Source organism: Xanthomonas sp. F1, from assembly GCF_014199855.1.
In genome coordinates this window covers 976,453-993,025 of sequence record NZ_JACHOK010000001.1, presented here as the reverse complement: position 1 = coordinate 993,025, position 16,573 = coordinate 976,453, and the positions used below count along the sequence as shown (strand labels likewise).

12 protein-coding genes are annotated in these 16,573 nt (G+C 68.5%); 7 read left to right on the top strand and 5 right to left on the bottom strand.

Annotated elements, in window-relative coordinates:
* Positions 1-170 precede the first annotated feature (170 nt).
* The 3 genes from GGR71_RS04090 (at position 171) to GGR71_RS04080 (ending at position 6,408) form a co-directional block, all read left to right on the top strand.
* On the top strand, positions 171-2,486 hold the full coding sequence (locus tag GGR71_RS04090) for a winged helix-turn-helix domain-containing protein (RefSeq protein ID WP_184451634.1): 2,316 nt from the start codon (positions 171-173) through the stop codon (positions 2,484-2,486).
* A gap of 120 nt (positions 2,487-2,606) precedes the next feature.
* The gene (locus GGR71_RS04085) at positions 2,607-3,503 is read left to right on the top strand and encodes a helix-turn-helix transcriptional regulator (RefSeq protein ID WP_160962119.1); all 897 of its coding nucleotides are present in this window, start codon (positions 2,607-2,609) and stop codon (positions 3,501-3,503) included.
* A 49-nt stretch (positions 3,504-3,552) separates the two neighbouring features.
* Complete coding sequence (locus tag GGR71_RS04080) at positions 3,553-6,408, top strand: TonB-dependent receptor (protein ID WP_160962121.1); 2,856 nt, start codon at positions 3,553-3,555, stop codon at positions 6,406-6,408.
* Positions 6,409-6,939: 531 nt separating this feature from the next.
* Here the strand turns inward: GGR71_RS04080 and GGR71_RS04075 are convergent.
* Positions 6,940-8,055: an HDOD domain-containing protein gene (locus tag GGR71_RS04075; RefSeq protein WP_048491792.1), complete on the bottom strand. Its 1,116-nt coding sequence runs from the start codon at positions 8,053-8,055 to the stop codon at positions 6,940-6,942.
* A 158-nt stretch (positions 8,056-8,213) separates the two neighbouring features.
* Complete coding sequence (ppa, locus tag GGR71_RS04070) at positions 8,214-8,747, bottom strand: inorganic diphosphatase (protein WP_160962125.1); 534 nt, start codon at positions 8,745-8,747, stop codon at positions 8,214-8,216.
* A gap of 198 nt (positions 8,748-8,945) precedes the next feature.
* Here ppa and GGR71_RS04065 point away from each other — a divergent pair, with 198 nt between their 5' ends.
* Positions 8,946-9,434: a hypothetical protein gene (locus GGR71_RS04065; protein WP_160962127.1), complete on the top strand. Its 489-nt coding sequence runs from the start codon at positions 8,946-8,948 to the stop codon at positions 9,432-9,434.
* Positions 9,435-9,490: 56 nt separating this feature from the next.
* Here GGR71_RS04065 and GGR71_RS04060 read toward each other — a convergent pair whose 3' ends face one another.
* Positions 9,491-11,518, bottom strand: coding sequence for a sodium-translocating pyrophosphatase (locus GGR71_RS04060; protein WP_160962129.1), 2,028 nt, complete (start codon positions 11,516-11,518; stop codon positions 9,491-9,493).
* A 255-nt stretch (positions 11,519-11,773) separates the two neighbouring features.
* Between GGR71_RS04060 and GGR71_RS04055 the strand changes: the two genes are divergently transcribed.
* Complete coding sequence (locus GGR71_RS04055; RefSeq protein WP_160962131.1) at positions 11,774-12,313, top strand: hypothetical protein; 540 nt, start codon at positions 11,774-11,776, stop codon at positions 12,311-12,313.
* Between the two features lie 250 nt (positions 12,314-12,563).
* Here GGR71_RS04055 and GGR71_RS04050 read toward each other — a convergent pair whose 3' ends face one another.
* Positions 12,564-12,893, bottom strand: coding sequence for a DUF6434 domain-containing protein (locus GGR71_RS04050; RefSeq protein ID WP_237474458.1), 330 nt, complete (start codon positions 12,891-12,893; stop codon positions 12,564-12,566).
* 5 nt (positions 12,894-12,898) lie between these two features.
* Here GGR71_RS04050 and GGR71_RS04045 point away from each other — a divergent pair, with 5 nt between their 5' ends.
* Positions 12,899-14,203 (top strand): energy-coupling factor ABC transporter ATP-binding protein, encoded by a 1,305-nt coding sequence (locus GGR71_RS04045; RefSeq protein WP_160962133.1) that lies wholly within the window; start codon positions 12,899-12,901, stop codon positions 14,201-14,203.
* 243 nt (positions 14,204-14,446) lie between these two features.
* Here the strand turns inward: GGR71_RS04045 and GGR71_RS04040 are convergent, their stop codons facing one another.
* Entirely contained in the window at positions 14,447-15,703 is a 1,257-nt protein-coding gene (locus tag GGR71_RS04040) for a 6-phosphofructokinase (protein ID WP_160962135.1), read from the bottom strand.
* A gap of 145 nt (positions 15,704-15,848) precedes the next feature.
* On the opposite strand from GGR71_RS04040, the gene GGR71_RS04035 reads away from it, so the two are divergent.
* Positions 15,849-16,412 (top strand): adenylate kinase, encoded by a 564-nt coding sequence (locus GGR71_RS04035; RefSeq protein WP_160962137.1) that lies wholly within the window; start codon positions 15,849-15,851, stop codon positions 16,410-16,412.
* Positions 16,413-16,573: the final 161 nt, after the last annotated feature.

Here is a 16,573-nt window from a genome sequence, read left to right as displayed (position 1 = left end):
GTTGGCGGCGGCGATGACTAGAGTAGAATCCGGTGACATGTCGCGCTTGGCGGCATCCGCTGCCTCGTTTTGCCGAGTTTGCTCGTTGGCCCTCGCTGCAGAGCCACACGCGGCTGCGTCGTCGCCGCATTTGCGACACTTTCGTCACGGCATTTTCTTCGTTGTCCTACATGTCTTCTCCATCGTCCGCCACACCGACGCTTCCGCACCGGATGCAGGTCGGCGATTGCCTGGTGCTGCTGTCCTTGCGGGAAGTGCACGCGCCGCGCGCGCGCCGGCCGCAACGGCTCACGCCCAAGGCGATGGGCGTGCTGCGCGTGTTGCTGGCGCAACCGGGACAGGTGGTGGAACGCGAGGCATTGCTGGCGCAGGTCTGGCCGGACACGCAGCCGACCAACGACGTGGTGACCCAGGCCATCACCCAGTTGCGCAAGGCCTTCGCGGCCGGCGTGCGTGGCGAGGCGCCGGTATATATCGAAACCCTGGCCAAGACCGGCTACCGCCTGGTGGCGCCGGTGCAGGCCTTGCCCGATGGCGAGGCCGAGGCAGGCACGACCTCGGCCTCGCTCGTGACGACGGACGCCGCAGCGGAAACGCTCGTCACCGTTGCCCCGGCCGTCGCCCCTGCCGCGCGGCGGCGTCCGCCCTCGTGGCTGGCCGCCGCCGCCGGTGCGGCCGCGATGCTGGTGCTGGCGCTGGCTTTCTGGTGGTGGTTCGCGCGCGATCCGGCGACGTCCGCCGACAGCGCCGAGCAGGAGCGTGTGCTGGGCAGCCCGAAACGCCCCTATCGGCTGATCACCGCGCTGTCCGGGTTCAAACTGGAGCCGGCGCTGTCGCCGGACGGCGCGCAGGTGGCCTATGCCGCACGTACCACCGGCAGTGACGGCACGCAGTTGCTGGTGCAGCCGACCAGCGGCGCCGCCGGCAGCACGCCCCCGCGTTCGCTGGGCGTCCCGGCCCGCGGCGAGTCCGACCGCCTGCCGGCCTGGTCGCCCGACGGTACCCGCATCGCCTTCGCCCGGCTGGGTGCCGATCGGCAGTGCCGGGTCATGCTGGTGCAGGCCGACGGGCACGCGCCCGCGCAGGAGGTCGCGCGCTGCGACGACAGCGAATTGCTGAGCTTCGACTGGACGCCGGACGGCCATGGCCTGGTATTCGGCAGCATGAATGGGCGGCCGGCAGCACGCGGCATCCGCGTGCTGGATCTGGGCAGCGGGCGCTGGAGGGCGTTGGACTATCCGGTCGCTGCCGGCGATTTCGACTACGCGCCGCGCTACTCGCCGGACGGCAAGTGGATCGCCTTCGTGCGCAATCCGCAGATGGGCGGGCTGTGGCGGATGCCGGCCGCAGGCGGCACCGCCGAGCCGCTGACCCATGAGTTCGCCGAGATCCGCGGCTGGGACTGGGCGCGCGACGGGCGCGGCATCGTGTTCGGGCGCCGGGTCGATGGCGAGACCCGGCTGTATCGTCTGGACACCCAGACCCGGCGCTTGCGCGACCTGGGCCTGAGCGACGCGCAGGCGCCACGCCTGGCCCGCGACGGCGGCAGCCTGGCGTTCGTGCACCGGCGCCCGCAGTTCGCCGTGTACCGCATCCCGGCCGGCGCGGCGGATGTGCGCCGCGAGCGCCAGCGGCTGTTCGCGTCCACCGGCCGCGACGGCCAGCCGAGCATCGCGCCCGACGGGCGCCAACTCGCCTTCACCTCCGATCGCGACGGCAGCTATGCACTGTGGTGGGGCGATGTGAGCCAGCCGACGTCGTTGCGGCTGATCGAGGGCGTGCGGCCGGAGACCCGGCAGCCGCTGTCGTGGTCGGCCGACAGCCAGGCCTTGTTGGTCAGTGGGCGCGACGCGCAGGGGCGATCGGCGATCTACGAAGTGCGGCCGCAGTCGGGCAGCGTGACGGCCTTGCCGGTGCCGGCCGGCGAACCGCTGCAGGCGTCGTACACCGCCGATCCCGGTCAGTTGCTGGTGCTGCTGGGCGAGAACGGGCGTACCCGCCTGCAGTTGTACGACCGGCGCGCGGTGCCCTGGCGGCCCTTGGCGACCTTGCCGGACGTGTCCCAGGTCCGCACCGATCCGGCCAGTGGGCAGATCCTGTTCACCCGGCTCGCGAGAAGTGGCCTATGGCGCGCCGATGCCAGCCTGGACCTGGCCAGCGTGCGTGCCGTGGATGACAGCCTGCCGTCGTTGTGGCGCTACCGCAGCTGGGCGCTCGGCCCCGATGGCGCGGTGCATTACCTGTTCCAGACTGGCGAATGCGCCAGCCGGATGGCACGGATCGGCGGTGGCCTCGACGCCAGCGTGTGCCTGGACCGCGATCACTTCAGCGCGGTCAACGGCTTCAGCATCGACCTGCGCAGCGGCGACGCCTATGTCGCCCTGGCGGTCGAGGACGGCAGCGAGATCGGCTTCATCCGCATCCACGATCAGCCCGAGTGGTTCTCCACGATCTCGCACAACTGGTTGTTCAGAAAGGAGAATTAGGCTTCGTAAGTTGTTCGTAATGGCATCGTGGCGAATTCGGACAAATATCGCCAAGTCTTCCTGACCTGTCGCCACATTCGGCAAAGACTGCGCACCGGTTTACGTCAAGCAGGTGCTCGGATGCGGCAATCTTTCCTGGTCGATCATGGACAACAACTGGTGCTGGACGCGGACGACGCGCCGGCGGGTCCCGCCTGTCTGGGCGCGGCACGCCTGGCCAGTGTGCAGGCGTCGGCGAACGCCTTCACGGTCTGGCTGCAGTTGCGCGGCAGTGCCTGGATCGAAGCCAAGGAGGGACGCTTCGCCCTGCGCCGCGGCCAGTGGCTGGCCTTCGAACGCGATTCGCGGCCGCTGCTGCAGACCGACCGCGATGGCCTGTGCATCGGCCTGAGCCTGGACGGCGAGGCGCTGAAGGCCTTGGGGCGGATGGCCGACGAAACCTTGTATGCGGGGCGCGGCGAACTGTCGTTGCGCGAGACGCGGACCGCCCTGCGCCTGTGGCGGCAGGCGGCGGCGCGGCCCGGCGATGCGTTGGCGATGCGGCCGGTCCTGCTGCATCTGGCCTCCATGCAAGGCGAGTTGTCGCGCCGCGTGCAGCGCTGTCCCGGGCGCTCGCGGATGCGCAAGCGCCAGGTGTTCGGACGCATGCAGCGCGCGCGGCTGTACCTGGACGGCCACCGCGACCGCGTGGTGCGGATCAGCGAACTGGCCGAACTGACCAACTTCTCCGGTTGGTATCTGTCCAAGACGTTCCAGAGCCTGTACGAGGAAAGTCCGCAGGCGCTGTCGGCGCGCCTGCGCCTGGAACGCGCAGCGGACCTGCTGCGCGAGACCACGATGATGATCGGCGAGGTGGCCGCCGCCAGCGGATTCGACAACTGCTGCAGCTTCGCGCGGGCGTTTCGTGCGCGCTTCGGTGTCTCCGCCTCGCAATATCGGCATGGCGGTACCGTGCCGCCAGAATCGGCAAAGTCTGCAGGCGACAGCGGCAAAGCAGCCGCGCTCACCGGAACGTAACGTGCCGAGGGCGTCTTAACACGCCCCTAACGTTACCCTGGAGAGATTGATGAACCTTCGCACTCCCGCAGTGCGGCTGGGCTTGCTGCCCGCCAGCATCGCGATCGCGTTGACGCCGGCGATTGCCGGCGCGCAAGAAGCCGCCGCCTCGTCCACCACCACGCTGGACCGGATCGAGATCACCGGTTCGCGCATCCGCAGCGCCGACGTCGAAACCCAGCAGCCGATCCTGACCCTGGACCGCCAGGCGCTGGAGCGCCAGGGCTACACCTCGGTCGCCGACGTGCTGCAGAACCTGACCTCGGCCGGCTCCCCGGCCATTTCGCGCGCCGATGCGCTTGCCTCCGGCGAAAACGTCGGCGGCTACTACGTCGACCTGCGCAACCTCGGCGCCGAGCGCACCCTGGTGCTGCTGAACGGCAAGCGCCTGGGCGCGACGACCTCGGGTCTGCAGGACCTGAGCCAGGTCCCGATGGCGGCGATCGAGCGCATCGAAGTGCTGAAGGACGGCGCCTCGTCGATCTACGGCTCCGACGCCATCGCCGGCGTGGTCAACATCATCACCCGCAAGCGCTTCGACGGCGCCGAGGTCTCGGCCGAGTTCGGCCAGTTCGGCGAAGGCGACGGCAAGACCTCGCAGTACTCCTTCACCATCGGCACCCAGGGCGAGCGCGGTGGCGTGGCGCTGACCGCCGAGTACTCCAAGCAGGATCCGGTGTTCGCCAAGAACCGTTGGTTCAGCCGCGACGGCAGCCGTGGCCCGAACTCCACCCCGGGCAGCTGGAGCCCGATCAGCCAGAACGGCAGCTGGTGCAACCCGCTGACCGTGGACTGCTCGGATCCGGACGTGGCGGTGTGGCAGACCCTGAACCAGGGCGGCAACCCGAACAACCCGGCCGACTACCACCCGCTGACGGCGGCCGAGCGCGCCAACTCCAACCAGCAGATGATGGTGCAGACCGGCATCGAGCGTAAGTCGGTGTTCGCCAACGCGAACTACGACCTGACCGACTCGATCGTCTTCAATGCCGACATGCTCTACAACGAGCGCACCACCGATCAGCAGATCGCCGGTTATCCGTACCAGTCCGCCGCGTTCGGCACCCCGCTGGCCGGCGACAGCGCGTTCAACCCGATCGGCCAGGACATCGACTTCCGCCGCCGCCTGTGGGAAGTGCCGCGCACCACCGAAAGCAAGCTGAAGACCACGCGCTTCGCGCCGACCATCAGCGGCTCCTTCGAGTTCGCCGACAAGACCTGGGACTGGGACGTCGGTGCGCTGTGGAACCGCAACGAGAGCACCAAGACCGGTCACGGCGACATGAGCCTGATCGCGGCGCGCCAGGCGCTGGGTTCGTCCTTCATCAACGCCAGCGGCGTCGCCCAGTGCGGCACCGCCGCCGCGCCGGTGTCGCTGAGCGCCTGCCGTCCGTGGAACCCGCTGCTGCCGTTCGGCGTGGCCGGCCCGGGCTCGCTGGCCGACCCGGAAACCCAGGCCTTCCTGTTCCCGTACTTCACCGACACGGGCCTGACCAAGACCACCAGCTACACCGCCAACCTGAGCGGCACGCTGGCGACGCTGCCGGCGGGCGACCTCGGCATCGCGGTCGGCTACGAGCACCGCAAGGAAGAAGGCCGCTTCTCGCCGGACGCCTTCGCGCAGTCGGGTGAGAGCACCGGCCTGGGCGCCAAGACCACCGCCGGCAACTACGATCTGGACGAGTTCTACCTCGAGTTGAACGTGCCGATCCTGGCCGACATGGCGTTCGCCAAGCAGCTGACCCTGAACCTGGCCAGCCGCTATTCGGACTACAGCAACTTCGGCGACACGGTGAACTCCAAGTTCGGTTTCACCTGGAAGCCGATCGACGAACTGCTGGTCCGCGGCACCTACGCCGAGGGCTTCCGCGCCCCGACGATCAGCGACCTGTACGGCGGCCTGAGCAGCAGCTTCGAGTCGTACGTCGATCCGTGCGGCGTGGGCGCCCCGAACAGCGTCAACGGCAATGCGGCGTGCACCGCGGCCGGCGTGCCGGTCGGCTACACCCAGCTGGGCCAGGGCTACGTGCCGTGCACCACCTATCCGTGCCAGACCCCGGACGAGTTCATCAGCGGCTCCAACCCGAACCTGCGTCCGGAGACCTCCACCAGCAAGACCGCCGGTCTGGTGTGGAGCCCGCGCTGGGTGCAGGGCCTGGACATCTCGCTGGATTGGTACCGCTACGAGATCAAGGACATGATCATCGCCGATAGCGTGGACCGCATCCTGCGCGACTGCTACGTGCTGGGCAATGCCGAGCGCTGCGCCGGCGTGACCCGCGCCGCCGACGGCCACATCTCGGCGATGACCTACGGCGTGGCCAACCTCGGCCAGATGGAGACCGAAGGCTACGATCTGGGCATCCGCTACCGTCTGCCGGAAATGGCGTTCGGCAAGATCATGATCGACTGGCAGACCAGCTACGTCAGCAAGTACGACGAAGCCGGCCAGAACGCCGCGGGCGACAACATCACGATCGGTCGCGTCGGCGAGCCGGGCATCTTCCGCGTGCGCTCCAACCTGGGCGTGAACTGGACGATGGGCGACTTCGGTGTGAACTACACCCTGCGCTACTACTCCGGCATGAAGGAAAGCTGCATCTCGCTGGCCACGGACTACTGCGATGCGCCGGACCACTTCGCCAACGGCGAATCCGATCCGCTGCGTCACACCGGTTCCAACACCTTCCACGACCTGCAGGTCAACTGGAAGGCGCCGTGGGACGCGACGATCGCCATCGGTGCGAACAACGTGTTCGACCACCGCGGTCCGCTGATGTACTCGGCCCCGGACAGCAGCTTCGCCTACTACGGCGGCTTCGACATCGGTCGCTACGTGTACATGAAGTACACCCAGCGCTTCTGATCGAGCTGTTCGCGTGACACGAAGACGGGCCGCAAGGCCCGTCTTTTTTTGTGTCTGCGCGGCGCTTGTGACGTGTCGTGCCGTGCCGGACGGCGGATAGGCGGTTGCCGTGATATGGCCGGCGCATCTTCGCGTCCGCGGCCCGGCAACTGGTGGCGACGCGACGCAAGTGTTTTGGCATCGAGCGCCTGCGGTCGCGGCGTTAGGGGCGCTCCGAGAACTTGCTGTGCACACCAGCCGACCGAATGCAGTTGCCGCTCCTACCGCTGCGCGCTTCGCGTAGTTACGAATGCCCTGAAGCCGTTGCTGTTGCTGCCGCTACGCGCTCACCGGTGAGGGGCTCTCGGGATGGCACAGTCGTCGCGCCGCTGCAAGGGCGCGCGGCGGACCGTCGTGTGGATTGGGCGATGGGCGAGCCACGATGCCGGCGCGAGATGCGCCGAAGACATTGGCTAACGGCAGCGAGAAGGTCGGCGAAGTGCAAGCACCATTCATCGCGCACGGCAGCAGGCCGTGCGCGCCACGATGGACTTACGCCGACGTCAGCCCCATCAGGTTTTCGGCGTGCTCGCGCCAGGTCGGCAGTTTGCCGAGCATGCCGGTCTTGGAGAGATACTCCTCGTCGACCTCCGAGCCGCTGGCCAGGGCCATCGCCACGTGCACCGCGCCGGTGACCCAGAAGCTGCGGGTGCTGGAGCGCTGCGGCTGGCGATGGAAGGCCACCGCCTCGATGATCGGCATCGGCAGGCCCCACAGGCCGAGCAGGTAGGCACCGGCCTCGGCGTGACCCGGCCGGGTGTCGTCGGCATCGGTGGGCGGCTCGCGCTCGTCGCGCACGCCCGGCAGCAGCAGGCCGATGTCGGCCAGCAGTGCCGCGGTCGACCCCAGCTCGACGCTGGAGGCCGGCAGCATCTTCGCGGCCAGCTTGGACGCCAGCAGCGAGCGCTGCTGCAGCGCGTTGCGCTCGGCGTTGGACAGCGCCTGCACCGAGAACACTTCGCTGGCCAGGACCAGGTCGCGCAGGGTAGCGGTGCCCAGGCGGGTCACGGCGGTGCGCAGGTCGGAAATGGTGCGGCCGTTGGAGAAGAACGCCGAATTGCACAGCTGCAGCACCTTGGCCGCGATCGCCGGGTCGGCCGAAACCAGCTTGGCCAGGTCGGCGGCGTTGCTGCCTTCGTCCTGCTCCAGCGCGTGCATCAGGCTCAGGTACAGATGCGGCGGCGAGGGCAGCTTCTCGATGCGGCCGATGCTGGAGCGCAGGCGCGGGTTGCCCAGCAGTTCCTGCAGTTCTTCCAGGCTGGTCACCGCCTCCAACAGCATTTCCGGCGACAGCGGCAGCGGCAGGAACCGATGCGCCACGCCGATGATCCGCGCCGGCGGTGCACGGTTGCTCTGCTCGGCCTCGATCAGCGCGATGCGGATGGTTTCCGGGCTCAGCGTGCGGATCTGGCCGAGCAAGGTGGCGGTGGTCAGGTCCGGCAGCGTCGGCGCGGCGATCACCGCATCCAGCCGCACCGTGGCCGCCGCGGCGATCGCGGCATTGCCGTCGGCGACGCTCTGGACCTGCCAGTCGTCGCCCAGATCGCGAATGTATTCAGTGACTTCGGACGGAAGGCTGGCTTCGTCGCCGACGAACAGGATGCGCAAGAGACTGTCCCCCAAGAAGAGCCGGATCGCGGACGGACCGGGCTCGGTGATGCCATGACGCAATGTACCGCAAACCCCGAAGCGCGGCGTCCCGGCAACGGCAAAACGTGAAACGGATCAGCCGCGGCGGGGCAGGCGCCCCGCCACGGCCGTGCGGCTCAGGCGCCGGCTTCGAAGCGAGCCACGGACTCGCGCAGGATGCGCTTGGCCTCTTCGGCGTTGCCCCAACCGTCGAGCTTGACCCACTTGCCCTTTTCCAGGTCCTTGTAGTGCTCGAAGAAGTGGCCGATGCGCTCCATCCAGTGGCCAGATACCTGGGCGATGTCCTCGATGTGGCCGTAGCCTTCGAACACCTTGGCCACCGGCACCGCCAGGATCTTCTCGTCGCTGCCTGCCTCGTCGCTCATCTTCAGCACGCCGACCGGGCGGCAGCGCACCACGCAGCCGGGCACCAGCGGCAACGGCAGCACCACCAGCACGTCGGCCGGGTCGCCGTCGCCGCACAGGGTGTTGGGCACGTAGCCGTAGTTGCACGGGTAGCGCATCGGGGTGGAGAGGATACGGTCGACGAAGATGGCGCCGCTGGCCTTGTCCACTTCGTACTTGACCGGCTCGGAATCCTTGGGGATTTCGATGACGACGTTGATTTCTTCCGGCAGGTTCTTGCCGGAGGTGACCAGTTCCAGACCCATGCGCTAGCTCCAGTGGAGTGGCTTCTAAAGAGGCAGGCATTCTAGTCGGTTGGCTGTTGCAATGCAGCGCACGGCGGTTCGGGGGATTCCTACAGCGGTTTCGGACTCCATACCAGCCCGCATGGGGCGCATTCCGATGGTGCCGGCCGCGGGCGGCGGCGATCCTGTGCTCACTGTCCCCACCCAAGGAGCAAGACGATGAACGGAATCCGGCGATCGAAGCTGCCGTTGCTGGCGGTGCTGGTCCTGGCCTGCAGCGGTGCGCAGGCGCAACAGGCGCAACCGGCCTACGTGGATGCGATGGACTATCCCGCCGCGGGCGAGGGCTGGGAGGCGTTTGCCGACCTGGAGCGGCGGCTGGCGCACGACTTCGACCAACTCTGCGGCGACACCTTCTGCGAAGGCGACTACAGCGACTACCGGCCGCTGCGCTATCGCTGCTCGGTGCGCCAGCGCGACGGGGTGATCGGTGAGTGCATCTGGAGCTTCGGCGCCAGCGAGGCCAGCGTCGACCCCGACACCGGCCGGGTCGTGGTCGACGCGCGGCTGTGGCACTGCCGCACGCCCTTGCAGCCGCAGACCCGGCTGCACGCGCTGTATGCGGCGCTGTCGGGCGAGCGACCGCTGTTCGCGCCTCTGCCGCGCAGCGAGCAAAGCATCAACGATGGCTTGATCGACTGCCTGTAGCGGCAGAGGACGCGCAGCAGGCGCCAGCATGTCGCCGACGCCCGCTGCGCGTGTGGCTACAGCAGCGGCACCAGCAGCAACGCCACGATGTTGATGATCTTGATCAGCGGGTTGATCGCCGGGCCGGCGGTGTCCTTGTACGGGTCGCCGACGGTATCGCCGGTCACCGCGGCCTTGTGCGCCTCGCTGCCCTTGCCGCCGAAATGGCCGTCCTCGATGTACTTCTTGGCGTTGTCCCAGGCGCCGCCGCCGGTGGTCATGGAGATGGCCACGAACAGGCCGGTGACGATGGTGCCGATCAGCAGGCCGCCGAGCGCGCGCGGGCCCAGCAACAGGCCGACCACGATCGGCACCGCCACCGGCAGCAGCGAGGGCACGATCATTTCGCGGATCGCCGAGCGGGTCAGCATGTCCACCGCGCGGTCATACTGCGGCTTGCCGGTGCCCTGCATGATGCCGGGGATCTCGCGGAACTGCCGCCGCACTTCCTCCACCACCGCGCCGGCGGCGCGGCCCACCGCCTCCATCGCCATCGCGCCGAACAGGTAGGGAATCAGGCCACCGATCAGCAGGCCGATGATCACCGTGTGGTCGGACAGGTCGAAGGCGAAGGTGTCGGTGGGGTGTGCGGCGCGCAGGTTGTGGGTGTAGTCGGCGAACAGCACCAGCGCGGCCAGCGCCGCCGAGCCGATCGCATAGCCCTTGGTCACCGCCTTGGTGGTGTTACCGACCGCGTCCAGCGGGTCGGTGACCGCGCGCACCTCCGGCGGCAGTTCCGCCATTTCGGCGATGCCGCCGGCGTTGTCGGTGATCGGGCCGTAGGCATCCAGTGCCACGATCATGCCGGCCATCGACAGCATCGCGGTGGCGGCGATGGCGATGCCGTACAGGCCCGACAGCGCGAACGCGCCCCAGATCGCCGCGCACACCGCGATCACCGGTAGCGCGGTGGACTTCATCGAGATGCCGAGGCCGGCGATGATGTTGGTGCCGTGGCCGGTGGTGCTGGCCGCGGCCACGTGCTGCACCGGCTTGTACTGGGTACCGGTGTAGTACTCGGTGATCCAGACGATCAGGCCGGTCAACGCTAGCCCGATCAGCGCGCAGCCGTAGAGCTTGCCGGCGCCCGCGGCGGTATCGCCCATCAGTTGCTGGGTCACCGGCCAGAACGCCAGCGCCGCCAGCACCGCCGAGACCACCACGCCCTTGTACAGCGCGCCCATGATCGAGCCACCCGGGCGCACGCGCACGAAGAAGGTGCCGACGATCGAGGCGACGATCGACACACCGCCCAGCACCAGCGGATACAGCACCGCGTTGCGTCCGGCCTCGGCGGCCATCAGCCCGCCCAGCAGCATCGTCGCGATCACCGTGACCGCGTAGGTCTCGAACAGGTCGGCGGCCATGCCGGCGCAGTCGCCGACGTTGTCGCCGACGTTGTCGGCGATCACCGCCGGGTTGCGCGGGTCGTCCTCGGGAATGCCGGCCTCGACCTTGCCGACCAGGTCTGCGCCGACGTCTGCACCCTTGGTGAAGATGCCGCCGCCCAGGCGCGCGAAGATCGAGATCAGCGAACTGCCGAAGGCCAGGCCGACCAGCGCATGCAGGCTGTCGCCCACGCTGTGGCCCAGCCACTGCAGCAGGCCGTAGTAGCCGGCCACGCCGATCAGGCCCAGTCCCACCACCAGCATGCCGGTGATCGCGCCGCCGCGGAACGCCACTGCCATCGCCGGCGCCAGCCCGCGCCGCGCCGCCTCGGCGGTGCGTACGTTGGCGCGCACCGACAGGTTCATGCCGATGTAGCCGGCGACCCCGGACAGCACCGCGCCGATCGCGAAGCCGCCGGCGGTGTACCAGCTCAGGAACACCCCGACCAGCACCAGCAGCACCACGCCGGCGATGGCGATGGTCAGGTATTGGCGGTTGAGGTAGGCGCGGGCGCCTTCCTGGATCGCATCGGCGATCTGCCGCATGCGTTCGTTGCCGGCGGGTTGCGCCAGGATCCAGCGCGTGGAGACGATGCCGTAGAGCACCGCCAGCGCCGCGCACGCCAATGCCACCGTGACTGCATATCGTTCCAGCATGACCCCTCCCAAGGATGTGGATGGCGCCCAAGCGCTGGACATACCCTGGGATCACACCGGAGGAGCTGAAGCATGCAACGACTCCGCGGCCACAACGCGCGCCGCTGGTGCGTATCGCAATGTCGACTGGCCTGAACGCGGCGAGTATGCGCCTGGCGCCGTGATGCCGCCAGCGACCGGCACGCCATCGCACTTTTGGCGTGCGGTTCAGTCTGTGCGTGGCAGCGTGGCGCATCGCCTCCCAGGAGCCATCCGATGCACTCGACGATTTCCCCGCGGCTGCGCTTCCGCGCTTCGCTCCTTGCCCTCGGCCTGTGTGCGCTGGCGCCGCTGGCCGCCGCGGCCGCCGACCCGACGCCGGAACTGCAGCGCCCGGCCAGTGCGCCACAGGCGGTGGGCGTGGTGCATACCATCCGCCAGATCCCCGAGGCCTGCGTGCGTTTCGAAGGCGAGTACACCGGCGATGCGGCGCAGCCCTACCGCTTCTCCGCGGTGCGCAGCAGCCCGACCTGCCAGCCGCGCGCCAAGCTGGTCGAGTTCGATCAGGCCAAGCCCAGCGAGGCTACCGGCTGGAAGTTCAACGACCTGATCCGCGTGCCCAGCGTCGCCTGTCCGTCGCAACAGGCGGTGGTGCGGGTGTGGCGCAAGCCGGTCGCGCTGAACACCGAGCGCGATGGCCAGGGCCAGTCGCGGATCTATCTGGAAGAGGCCAAGCAGCAGGCGGCCGCCGGCAAGGTCCCGCAGGTGCCGCAGTTCACCGCGCAGATGACGCTGGAAGGCAATGCCTGCCGTTGAGCCGGATGCGTAGCGACATTCCTTGCGGAATCAGCCGCTGCGCATGCCGCGTTGCCGATGCGGGGCAGTGACATCGGCTGGTCGGGCGAGTTTCCCTGACCGGCTCGATCGCTTGCACGCTCGTATCGGTCGCCATCATCGGCGCCGTTAGCGGCGTCGCCGAACGTAGGTTTCTCAGCCGCTGATGCATGTTGCCGTGGGCCGTCTCTGGTTTTCATCGAACGTATGCAGCATGCAGTTGCATGCAGACTTATCGAGTCGGTTCCGATCCTGTTTGCCGCCGGCGCAGCCATTCGTCGGCGACCTCGCCCATGTTCTTGGGCGCGCCGTCCTTGATCCACGCCATGAAGACACGATCGAACCTGACGTTGGCCACGCATGCGCCAGCGAGGAAGCGGCGCACGGCCTGCGTAGTGCGATAGCTGTCGTCCACCGGCGTTGCGCGGGTGATCGGGCCGTTGTGCCAATCGAAGCGCATTCTGGTGCCTTCTCGTTTCCGGCCGATCGTGTGCGCCGTTTCCGCTCTTGCCTTCCGCGAGGTTCCCCGCAATAGTGACGAACGCGCCAGAAACCTGAGCATCCATTATGCGGTTTCAATCGATCGTCGGTAGCCTGCTCCTGATGACGGCGTCAGCCGCGATGCCTTCCGCGGCGGCCTCGCCGGCGGCGGATGAGGCCGATGAAGCGAAGCGTGTTCAAGCCGCCAACGACCAATCCGTGCAGGATGCCATGCATGGCCGCTATCTGGATGCCTCGTTCGGCCTGCTGGCGCATCTCGGTGTCGCATCGGCGACCGACATCAAGGATGCGGACGTGTTCGACCAATGGACGCAGGTGATGTCGTGCATGACCGGTATGCCGACGTTCAATCCGGCCAAGACGGCGGACTTCCACGTGCCCAAGGAACAACTCGCCGACCTGCGTGGCGCGCACGGCGTTTCCGCGCTTGCGGAGATCGTCCGCCGCGCGCGCCGGACCAGCATCGTGATCCTCGACGAGAATCATCTCGATCCGCGCGGCCGCGCGTTCGCGCTGGAGGTCGCGCGAGCCTTGCGTCCGCTCGGCTACACGACGCTGGCGGTGGAGGCGTTGAAGCGCGATGCCGACGATGCCGTGTCGCGCGACAAAATGGCGGCGCTCTCGAAAGACGGCTATGTGCGGCAGCCGAGCGGCTATTACCTGCACGATCCGGTCTTTGCCGATTTCCTGCGCCAGTCGCTTGCACTGGGCTACCGCCCGGTGTCGTACGAAACCACGCGCACGGAGTATGCCGACGATCCCGGCCAGGCGCAGGCGCAGCGGGAACAGGATCAGGCCGACAATCTGGTCCGGCGCGCGCTCAAGCAGGCTCCCGCCGGCAAGATCCTGATCTACGCCGGCGAACACCATGTCGCGGAACGGCCGATCGCGGCCGAGGGCGGAAAGGTCGAGATGATGGCGCAGCGGCTCAAGCGCGCCACGGGAATCGACCCGTTGACCATCGACCAGGCGGGCTTGTCGCCGATCCCGATGAATCGGCCCGATGCCGACCTGTATGCCATCGCCGAGCCCAAGACCCATGGCCGATCCGTGGTGCTGATGCGGCACGGCAAGCCGCTGACGGTAGGCCTGCTCGCGGGTTCGGTCGATCTGCAGGTGGTGCACCCGCGCACGAGGCTCGTCGCCGGGCGTCCGCAATGGCTGGAGGGAATGGGCCGCAAGCCGAGTCCGATCCCGCAGGCGTTATTGCCGACGGCTAGCACGCGCCTGGTCCAGGCCTTCGTCCAGCGCGAGGGCGACGACGCGATCGCGGTGGACCAGGCGCTGGTCACGCCGGGCACCGCAGCCCCTGCGTTGATGCTGCCGTCGGTGTCGGTTCGCTATGCCGTCCAGGAACGCGACGCGCGCTAGGGCTGACGACCCGATTGGAATGGATCCATTGCATCCGCGTTAACCGGTGCCAGGCAGTCGCAAGGATGCGCGGCGCGGGCGCCCAGAACGGCATGGCGGGGACGGCAAGCGCGATGAAGTGAAGCCGCTGCGTTCGCTGCGGCGTTCGGCAACGGGTTCGCTGGCGGTGGCGCCATCCTCCATGCGCCACGCACGCCTCGGCTTGCGCCGCTGCGCCGCAGTGGCCGGTGCGCGCAGGCCGGGTCACCCCTCCCAGGCCGGCAGCTTCTTCTTCACCGCCACGTTCTTCAGCGCCACGTACTTGGGCAGGCCATCGCTGCCGTACGGCAGCGGCGCCTCGCCGCGGATCAGCGGCTGCAGGTAGCGGCGCGCTTTCTCGGTGATGCCGAAGCCGTCCTTGCGCAGGAAGCCGGCCGGCATCTTTTTCTCGTGGTTGGCGACCTTGGCCAGCGGTGCGGCCTCGATCTTCCAGCGGTACGGCGCGTCGCTGCTGCGCACGATCGCCGGCATCACCGCGTTCATGCCCTTCAGCGCGAACTGCACCGCGGCCTTGCCGACCGCCTGCGCCTGCTCCCAGTCGGTGCGCGAGGCGATGTGGCGTGCCGAACGCTGCAGGTAGTCGGGCAGGGTCCAGTGCACCTTGTAGCCGAGTTCGGCCTTGACCTTGCCGGCCAGGTAGGAGGCCACGCCGCCGAGCTGGCTGTGCCCGAACGCATCGGTGCCGCCGCCGGCATCGGCGACGAAGCGCCCGTCGGCGGTCTGGATACCTTCGCTGGCTACGACCACGCACCAGCCGACTTTGTCCACCACCTTGCGCACCTGTGCCAGGAAGGCGGCTTCGTCGTAGGCGCGTTCGGGGAACAGGATGATCTGCGGCGCGTCGTCCGGCGATTGCGCAGCCAGCCCGGCGGCGGCGGCCAGCCAGCCGGCATGGCGGCCCATGGCTTCGTAGACAAATACCTTGGTCGAGGTCTCGGCCATCGCCGCCACGTCCAGCGCCGCCTCGCGCACCGACACCGCGGTGTACTTGGCCGCCGAGCCGAAGCCCGGACAGGTGTCGGTGACCGCCAGGTCGTTGTCGATGGTCTTGGGTACGCCGATGCAGTGCAGCGGATAACCGAACGCCTGCGCCAGCTGCGAGACCTTCCACGCGGTGTCGGCCGAATCGTTGCCGCCGTTGTAGAGGAAGTAGCGCACGTCGTGCGCCTGCAGCACCTGCAGCAGACGCTCGTACTTGGCGCGGTCCGCTTCCAGCGACTTGAGCTTGTAGCGGCAGGAGCCGAATGCGCCGCCGGGGGTGTGGGCCAGCGCGGCGATCGCCGCCGCCGACTCCTTGGAGGTGTCGATCAGGTCCTCGCGCAGCGCGCCGAGGATGCCGTTGCGCGCGGCCAGCACCTTGACCTTGCGCGCCCGCGCTTCGCCGATGACGGCGGCGGCGCTGGCGTTGATGACGGCGGTGACGCCGCCGGACTGGGCGTACAGCAGGGTGCCTTGGGCCATGGTCGGGGTTCGCTCCTGGGGTGGGGACATTGCCGGGACATTGCCTGGATGCGGTAAGCTGGGGATCTTGCGGTGCAGCGCAGGCGTGGCCCCCGAGTCTAACGCCGCCGGCCGCGCACGGTACTTTCCTCGAGGAGTCAGGTTGATGCGATTGGTTCTGTTGGGACCGCCCGGATCGGGCAAGGGCACGCAGGCGGCCCGCCTGAAGGACAAGCTGCAGATTCCACACATCTCCACCGGCGATCTGCTGCGCGCCGAAGTCGCCGCCGGCACCCCGCTGGGCGTGCAGGCCAAGGAAGTGATGGCGCGCGGCGACTTGGTCTCCGACGACATCCTGCTGGGCATGCTCGAATCGCGCCTCGGCCGCGACGACGTACGCAACGGCTTCATCCTCGACGGCTACCCGCGCAACCTGGCCCAGGCCGGTGCGCTGGACGAACTGCTGGCCAAGCTCGGCCAGCCGTTGGACGCGGTGGTGCAACTGGACGTGGCCAATGAACTGCTGGTCGAGCGTATCGCCGGCCGCGCCAAGGCCGAAGGCCGCGAGGACGACAACCCCGAGTCGGTGCGCAAGCGCCTGCAGGTCTACACCGATTCGACCGCGCCGGTGATCGGTTTCTACGACAAGCGCGGCACCCTGGCGCGGGTCGATGGCGTCGGCTCGCAGGACGAGGTGCTCGCCCGCATCCTGGCGGCGATCGGCCGCTGAGGCGGCACGGCACGCCGGCGCCCGCAGCGGCGCCGGACGTGCAGACGGCATGGCATCCCGCATGGTCGTGCGTTTCCAGTCACGACACGAAGCGCCCGTAGGAGCGGCTTCAGCCGCGACGCGCATTCCCGGTATAGCCCGTCGCGGCTGAAGCCGATTCC

Coding starts and splice junctions, on each gene's coding strand:
- GGR71_RS04040 (WP_160962135.1), bottom strand. CDS start 15,703: ATGGCCCAAGGCACCCTGCTGTACGCCCAGTCCGGCGGCGTCACCGCC.
- GGR71_RS04055 (WP_160962131.1), top strand. CDS start 11,774: ATGCACTCGACGATTTCCCCGCGGCTGCGCTTCCGCGCTTCGCTCCTT.
- GGR71_RS04035 (WP_160962137.1), top strand. CDS start 15,849: ATGCGATTGGTTCTGTTGGGACCGCCCGGATCGGGCAAGGGCACGCAG.
- ppa (WP_160962125.1), bottom strand. CDS start 8,747: ATGGGTCTGGAACTGGTCACCTCCGGCAAGAACCTGCCGGAAGAAATC.
- GGR71_RS04085 (WP_160962119.1), top strand. CDS start 2,607: ATGCGGCAATCTTTCCTGGTCGATCATGGACAACAACTGGTGCTGGAC.
- GGR71_RS04090 (WP_184451634.1), top strand. CDS start 171: ATGTCTTCTCCATCGTCCGCCACACCGACGCTTCCGCACCGGATGCAG.
- GGR71_RS04045 (WP_160962133.1), top strand. CDS start 12,899: ATGCGGTTTCAATCGATCGTCGGTAGCCTGCTCCTGATGACGGCGTCA.
- GGR71_RS04080 (WP_160962121.1), top strand. CDS start 3,553: ATGAACCTTCGCACTCCCGCAGTGCGGCTGGGCTTGCTGCCCGCCAGC.
- GGR71_RS04065 (WP_160962127.1), top strand. CDS start 8,946: ATGAACGGAATCCGGCGATCGAAGCTGCCGTTGCTGGCGGTGCTGGTC.
- GGR71_RS04060 (WP_160962129.1), bottom strand. CDS start 11,518: ATGCTGGAACGATATGCAGTCACGGTGGCATTGGCGTGCGCGGCGCTG.
- GGR71_RS04050 (WP_237474458.1), bottom strand. CDS start 12,893: ATGCTCAGGTTTCTGGCGCGTTCGTCACTATTGCGGGGAACCTCGCGG.